This is a genomic window from Promicromonospora iranensis (assembly GCF_028994775.1).
GTDB lineage: Bacteria > Actinomycetota > Actinomycetes > Actinomycetales > Cellulomonadaceae > Promicromonospora > Promicromonospora iranensis_A.
In genome coordinates, this window is the sequence record NZ_JAJQMN010000015.1 from 59735 (window position 1) to 71513 (window position 11779).

The following is an 11779-nucleotide window of genomic DNA, read 5'->3' on the forward strand; positions in this document are numbered from 1 at the left end:
GTCCGCTCAGGGGCGGGGCGGCGGCGACGGTGGCGTACCGACGATTCCCGCGGTGTGCGCGGCGATGGCCAGCTGGGTGCGGTTCTCCAGGCCCAGCTTGGTCAGGGCGCTCGAGATGTGCGCCTTGACCGAACCGTGCGACAGGTACAGCCTGCGTGCGATCTCGGCGTTGCCGAGCCCTTCGGCCACGGCGGCCGCGACCTGCCGCTCCCGGTCCGTGAGCGGTGCCAGGCCGTCCTCGCGGGACTCCGTCGCGGCACGGGGTCCCGGGGCGCCGACGCCCGCCCGGACGCCCCCGGCACCCCCTGGTGTGTCGGCCACGTGCTCGATCAGCCGTCGCAGCACGGTGGGCGACATGGTCGGCTCGCCGTCGGCCGCCGCACGGATCGCCCGGACGATGTCGGCCGGCGGGGTGTGCTTGAGCAGGAACCCCGACGCACCGGCGCGCACGGCGTCCAGCACCACCGGCTCCGCGTCGAACGTGGTCAGCACGATCACCGCGGGTTGCGGCGCGTCCGGAGTCCCCCGGAGGTCGCGGAGCGCGGCGACGCCGTCGAGCCGCGGCATACGGAGGTCCAGCAGCACGACGTCCGGCGTCGCCTCGCGCACCAGGCCGACCAGCCCGTCACCGTCGTCCGCGTCCCCGACCACGTCGATGCCCGCCGCTCCGGCGAGCATCAGGCGCAGCCCCTGGAGGACGAGCGCGTCGTCGTCCACCAGCACCACCCGGACCTGCGTCATGCGCGGCCCCTCGGCAGGTACGCGGCCAGGCGGAACTCACCGTCGTGGACGCCGTGCTCGAACCGTCCACCGTCCAGCCGGACCCGTTCGGCCAGCCCGATTAGTCCCGCCCCGATGCCGGGGATCTCGCTCGCGGTCACCCCGACCGGCAGCACGTTGGCCACCTCGACGCGCACCTGCCCGTCCGCCGGACCGACGTCGACGGTGACGATCGCCCCGGCCGCGTGCTTGCGGGCGTTCGTCAGCCCTTCCTGCACCGTCCGGTAGACCGTGCGCTGCACGTTGTCCGGGAGGTCGGCGAGCGGTTCGAGGTCCAGTTGCGCGCTGACCCGCTGACCGGCATCCCGTGCCTCGTCCACCAGCTGAGGGACGTCCCGGAGCAGCGGCTGCGGGCGCTCCGGTGGAGCGTCCGGCACCTCCTCGGGCGCGGTGCCCGTCGCCGCGGTGTCCCGCAGCACCACCAGCACCTGCCGCAGCTCCTCGACGGCCAGGTGCGCGTTGTGCCGGATCACCGCCGCCGCCGCGCGCACCTCGTCGAGCGTGGGCGGCGCCTCACCCGCCGTGCGGTACTCCAGCGCCCCGGCGTGCACCGAGAGCAACGAGACCCGGTGGGCCAGCACGTCGTGCATCTCGCGGGCGATCCGCTCCCGCTCCGCGCGGCGAGCGCCGTCCAACCGTGCGGCGGCGGCCTCCCGCTCGCGTGCCGCCTCGGCGCGCAGACCCTCCAGCACGAGCCGCCTGGACCGCGTGAGCAGCCCGAAGCTGAGCACCAGCAGATGCAGCAGCGTGATCACGATCAGGTACGACGGCCAGTCCACCTCCGGGATGGGGAACAGCGCGTGGTACGGGATCGCCGCCGCGAGATAGCCGGCGACCAGCGGGACCGACACCCGCGGCCGCAGGCGGGCTCCCATCCGGTAGATGACGACGACCACCGCGAAGGCGGCGCTCGCCGACAGGGCCGCGGGCACGAACACCACGAGCCCGACGGCCAGGGGGTGGCTGCGGCTCCACCAGAGCGCGCAGCAGGCCAGGATGCCCATGGCGTAGTCCCAGGGCTGGAACCAGTCCGGGATGCCTGCCGCCCCGTCCCCGGCCGGGTCCCAGTAAGACGCCCCGACCAGGAGCGCGAAGGCGAACAGGAGCCAGTCCACCACCCACTGGGACCTGGTCCGGCGGGGGCGCAGCGGGCTCAGCCCGGCGAGCACGGACCGCCGTCCGCCCTCGACCGGGAGTGCCGCGCTGACCATGCGTCGAGAATAGGTACCCGCCGGGTGCCGCGGCCACGGATCGAGACAGGTCTGGCCGATCGGCCAGACCCCGCGCCACGCAATGGCCGATCAGCCGATGCGCGTTCGGTCCCCACCCGGCAGGTTGGTTCCATGACCCCAGAGCCCTCAACCCTGAACAGCGCGCCACCGGGCGGCGCGGTCCCCGCGCTCGAGCTCGCCGGCCTCCGCCGCGAGTTCGCCGACAAGGTGGCGGTGGACAGCATCGACCTCCGGGTGCCGCCCGGCTCGTTCTTCGGCCTGGTCGGCCCCAACGGCGCCGGCAAGACCACCGCACTGTCGATGGCGGTCGGTCTGCTGCGGCCGAGCGCCGGCCGGGCGCTCGTGCACGGCGTCGACGTGTGGGCCGACCCGACCGAGGCCAAGCGGCTGCTCGGTGTGCTCCCCGACGGCCTGGCCCTGCCCGAGCGGCTGACCGGCGGTGAGCTCCTGACCTTCTGGGGCCGGTTCCGCCGGCTGCCCGCGCAGACGGTCGCGGACCGCACCGCCGAGCTGCTGCGCATCCTCGAGCTGGAGGAGGCCGAGGCGCTCGGCACGCTCGTGGGCGAGTACTCGACGGGCATGCGCAAGAAGATCGGGCTGGCCACCGCGCTGCTGCACTCGCCACGGCTCCTGGTCCTCGACGAGCCGTACGAGGCGGTGGACCCGGTCTCGGCCCGCGTACTCACGGCGATCCTGCGCCGGTTCACCGACGCCGGCGGCTCCGTGATCATCTCCAGCCACGTGATGAGCCTCGTCGAGCAGCTGTGCGACCGGGTGGCGATCATCGCCCGCGGCCAGGTCCTCGCCGACGGCACCCTCGACGAGGTCCGCGGTGGCGGCAGCCTCGAGGACCGGTTCGTGGAGCTCGTCGGCACCACCGATCTCGCAGAGGAGGACCTGGCGTGGATCGGGAGCTGATATCACTCAAGCTGACCACGCTGCGCCACACCGCCCCGGGCATGCGCCCGGCGGGCTGGGTGATCGGCAGCCTGCTGGCCGCGGCCACCTGGGCGGCCACGTTCGTCGCAGGCAGTGACGACGCCCGGCACTCGATCCTGACCCTCGGTCTGCTGTTCTGGGGTCTCGGGGCCGCCATCGGCCCGGTACTGATGAGCGGAGCGGGCACGCTGCGGCCCAGCTGGTTCGCGTTGCTGCCGATTCCCCGGCGCACGCTGGGCCGCGGTCTCCTGGTCAGCGTGTACGTGAGCATCGCCGCCGCGCTGGTGCTCGTCGCGCTGCTCGCCGTGAGCCTGCACGCCGCGCTGCTCGACCCCGTGACCCTGGTCGTGGCGATCCCCGGAGCTTTGCTGACCTGGGTACTCGTCATCGCGCTGTCCCGCCTGGTCTACGGCCTGCTCGGAGCCGCGATGGGTTCGCGCATCGGCATCGAGATCGCGTCGATCCAGTTCGGCCTGATGTTCGCGGGGATGTTCGCCGGCTGGATCCCGGTGACGATCGCCATCCAGCGCACGCCCGACCTGCTGGCCACGGGCATCACCGACCCCGTCGTGACGAGCGGTCTGGACATGAGCCCCACGTCCTGGTCGGTGCTCGCGGTCGAGCGCGCCGTGCGCGGCGACTGGGGCGGGGCCCTGCTGCTGCTGGGTGCCCTCGCGCTGTGCGCGGGCGCGGCGATCGTGGCCGCCGTGCCGCTCCTGGTGCCCTCGACCAGCCCTCGCACCCGGCGCCGTAGTGGCCGCCGCCGGTCCGCAGGCCTGGTCGCGGGAGCCGGGTTCCTGCCCCGCACGCAGACCGGCGCGGTGATCAGCAAGGAGCTCCGGCAGTGGAGCCGCGACGGCTGGCGGATGGTCGAGGTGCAGTCCGCCGTCTGGGGCGGCGTGTTCATCGGAGCGCTCGCGCTGACCAGCGAGGACCTCCGGGTCATCGCCGCGTTCTCCGGCCTGTTCGTCGCCTTCATGCTCGGCATCGCCGCGTGCACCATGTACGGCCAGGACGGCAGCGCGGTGTGGCTCGACGTCGTCGGGCAGGACGAGACGTCGGTCCGGTCGGACGTGCGCGGACGGCAGTGGGGCGCGGTGCTGGTGTTCCTGCCCAAGGTGCTGGTGGTCACGGCCCTCTTCGTGGTGCTCAGCCAGGCCTGGTGGGCGATCCCGATCCTGTTGGCCGCCCTGCCCGCCCTGTTCGGAGCCGCCTCCGGCGCGGCGGTCCTCGTGGCCGCCGTGGGGGTGTCACCGGGCGTCGACCCCCGGCAGCGGGTGGGCCCCAACGACGCCGTGGGGAACATCAGCCTGCACGTCTGGGTGGTGATCCTGCTGATCTCGATAGCGGTGGCACCCACCGCCGTCATGGTCGCGCTCCTCGCGGTGTCGCCCTCGGTGTGGTTGGCAGCGCTCACGGCCGTCGTCGGGCTCGCGAACGGGTTCGGCGCCGCGTGGCTGCTGGGCCGGGTCACGATCGGCTACCTGACCGCCCGGCTGCCTGATCTGTTCAGCCGCATCCGGTACGGCCAGGTGTTCCGCGACCCCGCCACGGCGGGCGCACTCGACTGGTTCGAGTCGACCACGCTCAAGGGGGAGCAGGAGCTCAAGGCGCGGCAGCAGAAGGAGCGTGCGGACCGGGTCGCCAGGAGCTCGGCCCGGTAGGACATCGCCGTCCGTCCGGCGTCAGGCCGGGCGGACGGCGTCGGCCGGGCGGACGGTCTCAGGCCGGCCGGACCGCCCGGTGCAGCGCAACGATGCCGGCGGACACGTTGCGGTAGGCGGCGTGCTCCCAGCCGGCCTCGAGCAGGAGGTGCGCCAGCTCGACCTGGGTGTGCCAGGTGCGGATCGACTCCGCCAGGTAGTCGTAGGACCCCTTCTCGCGCGTCACCACGTTCGCCACCACCGGCAGGGCCCGCATCAGGTATTCCTGGTAGACCACCCGGAACGGCGCCCACGTGGGTGTCGAGAACTCGCAGATCACCACGCGCCCCCCGGGCCGGACCACACGGAGCATCTCGCGCAGCGCCTTGCTGGTGTCCGCGACGTTCCGCAGGCCGAAGCTGATGGTCACGGCGTCGAACGACGCGTCGGCGAACGGCAGCCGCATGGCGTCACCCGCCACGAACGGCAGGTCCGGCCGGCGGTCCTTGCCGACCTGCAGCATGCCGATGGAGAAGTCGGACGGGACCACGAACGCGCCGTCGGCGGCGAAGGGCTCGCTGCTGGTCCCGGTGCCCGCCGCGAGGTCGAGCACCCGCTCGCCCGGCATGGCCGCGACCGCCTCGACCGTGAGCCGGCGCCAGCGCCGGTCCTGGCCCATGGAGATCAGGTCGTTGGTCAGGTCGTAGCGGGCGGCGATCCCGTCGAACATCGACGCGACCTCGGCCGGCTTCTTTTCCAGGCTTGCGCGGGACATGCCGCCATCGTTTCATGTCGCCGGGACACGGTCACCCGCGCTGTGACCTCCGCTACGGCCCGCACCTGCGCGCGTCGCACGCCCTTATCCTGAAGCGGATGATCGTTTCACCTGCCGGACGCACCCCTGGTGCGCCGACCGGCACCACCGCGTCCAGCACCTGGGCAACCCGCGCGCCGGCCTCGCCGGACGCCCCGCCGGGTGCAGCTCTGGGCCCGCAGCTCGTCGTCCGCACCGTCGCGGTCGACGACCTCCCCGACAGCCCGACCGCGCTCATCGACAGGCTCCCCGACACCCACGCTCTCGCCTGGGTCCGGCACGGTGACGGCCTCGTGGGCTGGGGTGAGGCCCTGCGGTTCGAGACGTTCGGCCCCGGCCGCTTCGCCGACGCCGACGACGCCTGGCGCCAGGTGCTCGACCGCGCCGTCGTGCACGACGACGTGTCCCTGCCCGGCAGCGGCCTCGTCGCGTTCGGGAGCTTCGCCTTCGACGACGTCTCGCCCGGCGACGAGTCCGAGGACCCCGCGCGGGCCAGCGGCGTGCTGATCGTGCCGCGGGTCGTCGTCGGGCGGCGGGGCGAGCGCGCCTGGATGACGACCATCTCGCTGGTGGGCGACCGGTCCGCCCCGGTGGGCGAGGACCTGCTGACCGCGTACCCGCACCAGCCGGTCGGGGAGCCGGGCCGGGTGGTGCTGGCCGACGGCGCCGTCGGGGCCGCCGACTGGCCCGCGGTCGTCGCGGAGGGCGTCGCCCGGATCCAGACCGGCGAGCTGGAGAAGGTGGTGCTCGCGCGCGACGTCGTCGCCACCGCCGAGCACCCGGTCGACGCACGCCACGTGCTCGGCCGGCTCGCGTCCGCGTACGACGCCTGCTGGGCGTTCAGCGTGGACGGCATGGTCGGCGCCACGCCGGAGCTGCTGGTCCGCAGCGAGAAGGGCCTGGTCGCCTCGCGCGTGCTCGCGGGCACGATCCGCCGCGAGCACGGGCCAGGTTCGCCCGCGGCGCCCGCCGACGCCGACCTGCTGCACGCCGCCCAGCTCGCCCGCTCCTCGAAGGACCTGGAGGAGCACGAGTTCGCGGTGCGCTCCGTGGCCGCCGCCCTGGAACCGTTCTGCTCGTCGATGAACGTGCCCGAGGCGCCGTTCGTGCTGCACCTGCCGAACGTGATGCACCTGGCGACCGACGTGACGGGCGTGCTGACGGGCCAGAGCCCGACGTCGGGCCGGCGTCCGCCGTCGTCGCTGTCGCTGGCGGCCGCGCTGCACCCGAGCGCCGCGGTGTGCGGCACGCCGACCACCGCCGCTCGCAGCCTCATCCGGGAGATCGAAGGACTGGACCGGGCCCGGTACGCCGGGCCGGTGGGCTGGGTGGGGGCCGACGGGGACGGCGAGTGGGGCATCGCCCTGCGGTCGGCCGAGATCTCGCCGACGGACAGCCGCCACATCCGGCTGTTCGCCGGCTGCGGCATCGTCGCGGCGTCGAACCCCGAGGCGGAGCTGGCGGAGTCCGAGGCGAAGCTGGAGCCGATGCGCTACGCCCTGGGCGCCTCCTGATCCCCAACCGTTGAGTGCGGGGTATCTGCTGGATCGCTACGGCTGATCCAGCAGATACCCCGCACTCAACGGTGTCAGCTCAACGGTGTCAGGGGGTGCCGGCCGTCGGACCCTCCCCGATCGGGTCGGTCGGGTCACCCCAGACCTGCTCGCGGAAGCCGTCCCACACCTGGACGTCGGACGTCGCGCCGAGGAAGCCCATCCGCGCGTCCGTGGCGGTCAGCAGGAGCTCGATGAGCGAGGCGCCCTCGAGGACCTTGGTGGCCACCTCCAGAAGGTCCTGTCCGTCGGGCAGGTCGGCGTGGATCGACGACACGTACATCTGCGCGTCGCCCTCGAGCGAGACGAAGTTCGCCCGGGTGTCCGTGCCCGCCGTCGTGCCGTGGTCGTAGGCGTACGACTTGAGCCAGAACCCGTCGACGACGACCTTGTCGGCCGAGATCTTGATGGCGTCCCTCCGGCCACCACCATCCCCCTTGACCGGCACGTTCGCCAGGCCGATGCCGTTGATGCCGGTGAGCGGGATCGTCAGGTCGCGGCTCTCCAGGTCGGCGGGGAGCGAGAAGACGGAACCGTCCTCCGTGGCCCCGCACTGACCGGGCAGATCGACGTTGAGGTCGTACCTGCCGCCGAAGCTCACCTTGACGCAGGTGCCGAGCTCGGTCCGCAGCGCCTCCTCGATGGTCTCCTGCGGGTCGATCTCGCCGCACGGGTCCGACGGCGCGCTGTCCCCCGCCTCGGGCGGCACCTCACCGTCCTGTGTCGGCTCCTTGCACTCGGACTTGTCGTCGTCCTTGCCCGCGCCGCCGTCCGCCGCGTCGTCCTTCTTGTCCTTGTCGCCGCCGCTGCCGTCCGCGGGACCGGTCACGCCGTCGGTGACGTCGTCCACGGCGTCCCCGACCGGATCCTCGGTGTCGCCGGCGCCGGGCTCGGACGTGCCCGGGTCGGACCCGCTCGGCGACGGGGTCGCCGAGGCAGACGGGTCCGCCTCGGCCTCGTCGCAGGCGCCGAAGACCACGCACCAGAAGGAGTCGTCCGGCTTGGCCTCGGCGCCCGATGTCGACGCGGGCATGCTCATGCCGCCGAGCGCCATCGCGCTCGCCACCACGACCGCCGCCGACTTCTGCGACAGCGCGCGCAGTGCGGTGCTGAGCGACTCGGCCCGCGGGATCGCCTCGGTGTCCGGCGCGGGCTCGCGCCCTGCGTCCGGGCTGTCGTCGTCCGTGTCCGTGGAGCCGGTGTCCGTGGAGCCCGTGTCCGTGGGGCCGCCGTCGGTGGCGCCGCCGTCCGCGTCCGGGGCGTCGCCGTCCGGGACGTCGCCCTCGGCACCCTCCTGCGTGTCCCCCGCGTCGGTGCCGTCGGCCTCCGCGACCGCCTCGGCCGGCGCCCAGGACACGACGATGATGCCGCCGACGACGCCGAGCAGGAACCCGACGACCCAGCCGCCGAGGTTCACCCCGGCGATCGAGTAGACGGAGATCGACAGCGCGATGACGCCGTAGAAGATCCGATGGACGGGCTGGGCGATCGACAGGATCCCGAGCATGATCAGGGCGATCGGAAGGATCGTCGCCTGAGCTCCCTCCACCCCGAACTGCAGCATGATGTTCATGCCGAGCTGGTCCAGCTTGATCGGGCCGGACAGAAGCATCTCCAGGCCAGCGAGCGCTACCAGCACACCCCCGACGAACGGCCGCTGCTTGCGCCAGGGACGGAAGTCCCGGCGCCAGTCAGCAAGCTTCGTACGAAGTCCGGGGCGGCCGGCGTTGGCCTGGCCGTCACCCGGACTCAGAAGCACTCGGTGCCGTCCGTGATCTTGAGGCTGAGGTCCGTCAGCTGGAAGACGGCGGCCTGGGTGCTCCACGAGACCTGCTCGAGGTTCGAGATGTCCACGGAGTCGGAGTCCATCGCGAAGTCGCCGGCGTCACCCTTCTTGGCGGTGTTCACCGTCGAGGCGTCGACGCCGATGCGGATGTTCTTGAAGATGGCGGTGCCCGAGAGGTCGTTCATGCCGATCTGCAGGTCGGTGGCCTTCGCGGGCTCCTTGCCGGTACCCGCCGAGATCAGCAGGCCGACCTTGCCCAGCGGTGTGTCCTGCACGACCGACTGGCACAGGTTGTAGAGCTGGGCGTCCTTGATGTTCGCGATGGCAGCGGGGTGCTGCGTGCCGTCGGAGGCGGTCGCCACGCCCGCGTACTGGGAGAAGCCGGTGCCCGCGAGCTGGTCGGCGCCGATCTTGAACTGGCTGCCGGAGATGGCGAACGAGACGGGCACTGCGCCCTGAGCAACCCCACCAAGCAGGACGCTGGCGGCGATCGTGACCGGAATGACTGCGAGAGCCACGCGACCCTTGCGCGACCCCGTGAGCTTGCTGAGCTTCATTGGTGTTCCCCTCGATGCCAATGTGGACGACTACGCCGTCGCCCCGTCGCGACGTTAGCGCGATTACTGAATCAGCGTCAATTGTCCCGCTGACGGCGCCGCAAAGCATGCCGGATATGCTCGAACCATGGCAACAGCCCGTCGCACGCGACTTCGCCCGGAGGAACGCCGCAACCAGCTTGTGGCACTGGGAGTCGCCACCCTTGCGGACCGACCGCTGGCCGAAGTGACCGTCGAGGAGATCGCCGCCGAAGCCGGTGTCTCGACAGGTCTCGTCTACTACTACTTCGGTTCCAAGAACGGCCTGCACCACGAGATCGTGCGCCGTGCGCGTGACTCGATGCTGCACGCCTCGGAGCCGCACCCGGAGCTCCCGCCGGCCGAACGCCTGGTCAGCACGCTGACCAGGCTCGTCGCGTACGTCAAGGAGCACGGCCCCACCTTCTACTCGCTCGTCCGCGGCGCGGCCAGCGGCGACGAGGAGGTGCGTGCCGTCATCGAGGACGCACGGCGGCAGCAGACGGAGCGCGCCCTCGCCGTGCTCCTGGAGCTGGGGGTGCCCGAGACGGAGCTGCTGCGCGTGGCGGTCCGCTCGTGGGTGGCGCTCGCCGAGCAGGCGCTGGTCGACGGCGGCATCAACTCGGACCTCACCGACGACGAGCTCGTCGGCTACCTCGAGCGCAGCCTCGGCGGCGTCGTCGCCGCCGTCGTGCCGGGCGCCTCTGAGGCGCTGTTCGGGGCCCCGTCCACGCTCTGAGCCAGGCTCCGGCACGGGCCGGCCGGCCGGTCGGCCAGACCCGAAGATCCCCCTGCCGGGGGAGCCGTATCCCCCGAGCGCGCCAGGCTTTCGGGGTCCGCGTTCGCAACAGTTGCAGGCATGATCACCGACGACGTCACGTCAGTTCCACGATCCCGGCCGGCCGTGCTGCGCAGACTGACACCGGTCATCGTCGCGTGGGCAGTCCTGTATGGATCGGTACGGATCTACTTCGCGCTGGGAAACGCGCCGACGTTCTCACCGCTGCCGCAGGACCTGATGCTCTACCCGTACTGGGGAGCGGTGGCGCTGTGTGCCGCCGCCGGCCTGGCAGCTGTCGCGTTGCGGCTGACCACAGGCAGTCGAGCGGTGCTGGCGGCCGCTTGGGCCGTCACCGCCGCGATCCTGGTCGCCTGTCCGCTGGTTCTTCTGGACATCGTGGGTGGACTGCTCGCCGGCCTGGGCATTCCGATCGATCTGGTCTCGTTCGCGAGCCGCGCCGGAATGCTGTCCGGCGCGCTCCTGCTGGCGGCGGCGAGCCTGTCCTACCAGCGCGAGATGCGTGGCGGATGCCAGCGGTGCGGACGAGCCCGACCCGCCGTCCGGGACGAGCGGACCCCGCGGTGGGCCTGGTGGGCGGCCTATCTGGCCGTCGCCGGGTGCCTGGTGCGTGTCGCGGCTCAGCTGTCCGTCGGCTTCGGCGACATCGTGGATGACGCCGGGGTAGCGCTGGTCGTCTTCGAAGCAGGCTTCATCCTGGCGGGCACCCTGCTGCCGTTGGCGCTGGTGCATCGCTTCGGCCTCATCTGGCCCGCCTGGGTGCTGCCGCTGGCCGGTCGGCGTGTGCCGCGATGGCTGGTACTGGGCCCGGGCCTCCTCTTCGGCGGCATGATGACCCTGTACTTCGGGTTCGGCCTGGCGCAGATGGTCGGTGCGCTGGTCTCCGGCGCGGCCGTGTACGGCGACGGGGTCAGCAGCGCCGGGTTCCTGTGGACCTCCGTGTCGGCGTATCTGGTGTGGGGAGCCGGCCTCACGGTCGCGTCCGTCGCGCGGTTCCGGGCCACCCGGCCCAGCTGCCGCACGTGCGGCCTGTGAGCCCGACGAAGCCGGCCAGGGGCCGGCTCAGAGCGCCTTGACCATCAGCAGGCACGGGTCGTCGACCCAGAGGTCCGGGAACTCCTCCACCGGGTGGAATCCACAGGCTGTGTAGAACGCGCGGGTCTGGTCGAATCCCGGGTCGTGCGCCGACGGGCCGAGCGTCTTGACGCTCAGCAGGCGCACGCCCTGGGTGCGGAGGTCGTCCTCGACGCGCTCCAGGAGGGTCCGGCCGATTCCCGCGCGGTGATGCTTGCGCCGGACGGCCAGCAGGTGCACCTCCGCCGACGTCGGGTAGCGCTGGTCGAGGAGCAGCACGCCGAGCACGTCCTCGTACGGGATCCTGCCGCCGTCGGCCTCGATCCCTTGAGCCGATCCGCCCGGCGCCACCCCCGGCGGCGGAGGTTCGGGCGCGGGAACCGCCACGTAGTTGGGGAACTTCGCCGCCGCCTCGACGTACTCGTGCGTGAACCGGTCGATGCCGAACCACTCCGGCAGCTCCTCGAGGATGTCGTGCGCGGCATCCGAGCGGCCGAGGGTCCTGACCACGGTGAACGTCCCAGACACGCGGCCTAACTTAGACCGGACGGCCCAGGTTCACCCGCTGAACGCGAATACGCGAG

11 protein-coding genes are annotated in these 11779 nt (G+C 72.4%); 5 read left to right on the forward strand and 6 right to left on the reverse strand.

Annotated elements, in window-relative coordinates:
- Window positions 1-6 precede the first annotated feature (6 nt).
- Both LUU90_RS22855 and LUU90_RS22860 read right to left on the reverse strand, forming a co-directional pair.
- Entirely contained in the window at window positions 7-741 is a 735-nt protein-coding gene (locus LUU90_RS22855; RefSeq protein WP_275006260.1) for a response regulator transcription factor, read from the reverse strand.
- Window positions 738-1991: a sensor histidine kinase gene (locus LUU90_RS22860; RefSeq protein WP_275006261.1), complete on the reverse strand. Its 1254-nt coding sequence runs from the start codon at window positions 1989-1991 to the stop codon at window positions 738-740. Before LUU90_RS22860 ends, LUU90_RS22855 begins: the two co-directional genes overlap by 4 nt.
- Window positions 1992-2123: 132 nt before the next feature.
- Between LUU90_RS22860 and LUU90_RS22865 the strand changes: the two genes are divergently transcribed.
- Together LUU90_RS22865 and LUU90_RS22870 are read left to right on the forward strand one after the other, a co-directional pair.
- Window positions 2124-2930: an ABC transporter ATP-binding protein gene (locus tag LUU90_RS22865; protein ID WP_275006262.1), complete on the forward strand. Its 807-nt coding sequence runs from the start codon at window positions 2124-2126 to the stop codon at window positions 2928-2930.
- Window positions 2915-4615, forward strand: coding sequence for a hypothetical protein (locus LUU90_RS22870; RefSeq protein WP_275006263.1), 1701 nt, complete (start codon window positions 2915-2917; stop codon window positions 4613-4615). The genes LUU90_RS22865 and LUU90_RS22870 overlap by 16 nt, the downstream gene beginning before the upstream one ends.
- 58 nt (window positions 4616-4673) lie before the next feature.
- On the opposite strand, the gene LUU90_RS22875 is transcribed toward LUU90_RS22870, so the two are convergent.
- Window positions 4674-5369, reverse strand: coding sequence for a demethylmenaquinone methyltransferase (locus tag LUU90_RS22875; protein ID WP_275006264.1), 696 nt, complete (start codon window positions 5367-5369; stop codon window positions 4674-4676).
- 98 nt (window positions 5370-5467) lie between these two features.
- Here LUU90_RS22875 and LUU90_RS22880 point away from each other — a divergent pair, with 98 nt between their 5' ends.
- On the forward strand, window positions 5468-6922 hold the full coding sequence (locus LUU90_RS22880; RefSeq protein WP_275006265.1) for an isochorismate synthase: 1455 nt from the start codon (window positions 5468-5470) through the stop codon (window positions 6920-6922).
- An 88-nt stretch (window positions 6923-7010) separates the two neighbouring features.
- Here LUU90_RS22880 and LUU90_RS22885 read toward each other — a convergent pair whose 3' ends face one another.
- Both LUU90_RS22885 and LUU90_RS22890 read right to left on the reverse strand, forming a co-directional pair.
- On the reverse strand, window positions 7011-8720 hold the full coding sequence (locus LUU90_RS22885) for a DUF6114 domain-containing protein (protein WP_275006266.1): 1710 nt from the start codon (window positions 8718-8720) through the stop codon (window positions 7011-7013).
- The gene (locus tag LUU90_RS22890) at window positions 8711-9304 is read right to left on the reverse strand and encodes a DUF6230 family protein (RefSeq protein ID WP_275006267.1); all 594 of its coding nucleotides are present in this window, start codon (window positions 9302-9304) and stop codon (window positions 8711-8713) included. Before LUU90_RS22890 ends, LUU90_RS22885 begins: the two co-directional genes overlap by 10 nt.
- A gap of 127 nt (window positions 9305-9431) precedes the next feature.
- On the opposite strand from LUU90_RS22890, the gene LUU90_RS22895 reads away from it, so the two are divergent.
- Both LUU90_RS22895 and LUU90_RS22900 read left to right on the forward strand, forming a co-directional pair.
- Complete coding sequence (locus LUU90_RS22895; RefSeq protein WP_275006268.1) at window positions 9432-10061, forward strand: TetR/AcrR family transcriptional regulator; 630 nt, start codon at window positions 9432-9434, stop codon at window positions 10059-10061.
- A 120-nt stretch (window positions 10062-10181) separates the two neighbouring features.
- Window positions 10182-11156, forward strand: a complete 975-nt coding sequence (locus LUU90_RS22900; RefSeq protein ID WP_275006269.1) for a hypothetical protein — start codon at window positions 10182-10184, stop codon at window positions 11154-11156.
- Window positions 11157-11183: 27 nt separating this feature from the next.
- Here the strand turns inward: LUU90_RS22900 and LUU90_RS22905 are convergent, their stop codons facing one another.
- A complete protein-coding gene (locus tag LUU90_RS22905; protein ID WP_275006270.1) occupies window positions 11184-11723 on the reverse strand; it encodes a GNAT family N-acetyltransferase in 540 nt (179 codons plus the stop codon).
- Window positions 11724-11779: the final 56 nt, after the last annotated feature.

Excerpts from the sequence above, each read along its gene's own strand:
- LUU90_RS22895 (WP_275006268.1), top strand. The coding sequence starts at position 9,432 with ATGGCAACAGCCCGTCGCACGCGACTTCGCCCGGAGGAACGCCGCAAC.
- LUU90_RS22900 (WP_275006269.1), top strand. The coding sequence starts at position 10,182 with ATGATCACCGACGACGTCACGTCAGTTCCACGATCCCGGCCGGCCGTG.
- LUU90_RS22865 (WP_275006262.1), top strand. The coding sequence starts at position 2,124 with ATGACCCCAGAGCCCTCAACCCTGAACAGCGCGCCACCGGGCGGCGCG.
- LUU90_RS22875 (WP_275006264.1), bottom strand. The coding sequence starts at position 5,369 with ATGTCCCGCGCAAGCCTGGAAAAGAAGCCGGCCGAGGTCGCGTCGATG.
- LUU90_RS22855 (WP_275006260.1), bottom strand. The coding sequence starts at position 741 with ATGACGCAGGTCCGGGTGGTGCTGGTGGACGACGACGCGCTCGTCCTC.
- LUU90_RS22880 (WP_275006265.1), top strand. The coding sequence starts at position 5,468 with ATGATCGTTTCACCTGCCGGACGCACCCCTGGTGCGCCGACCGGCACC.
- LUU90_RS22890 (WP_275006267.1), bottom strand. The coding sequence starts at position 9,304 with ATGAAGCTCAGCAAGCTCACGGGGTCGCGCAAGGGTCGCGTGGCTCTC.
- LUU90_RS22860 (WP_275006261.1), bottom strand. The coding sequence starts at position 1,991 with ATGGTCAGCGCGGCACTCCCGGTCGAGGGCGGACGGCGGTCCGTGCTC.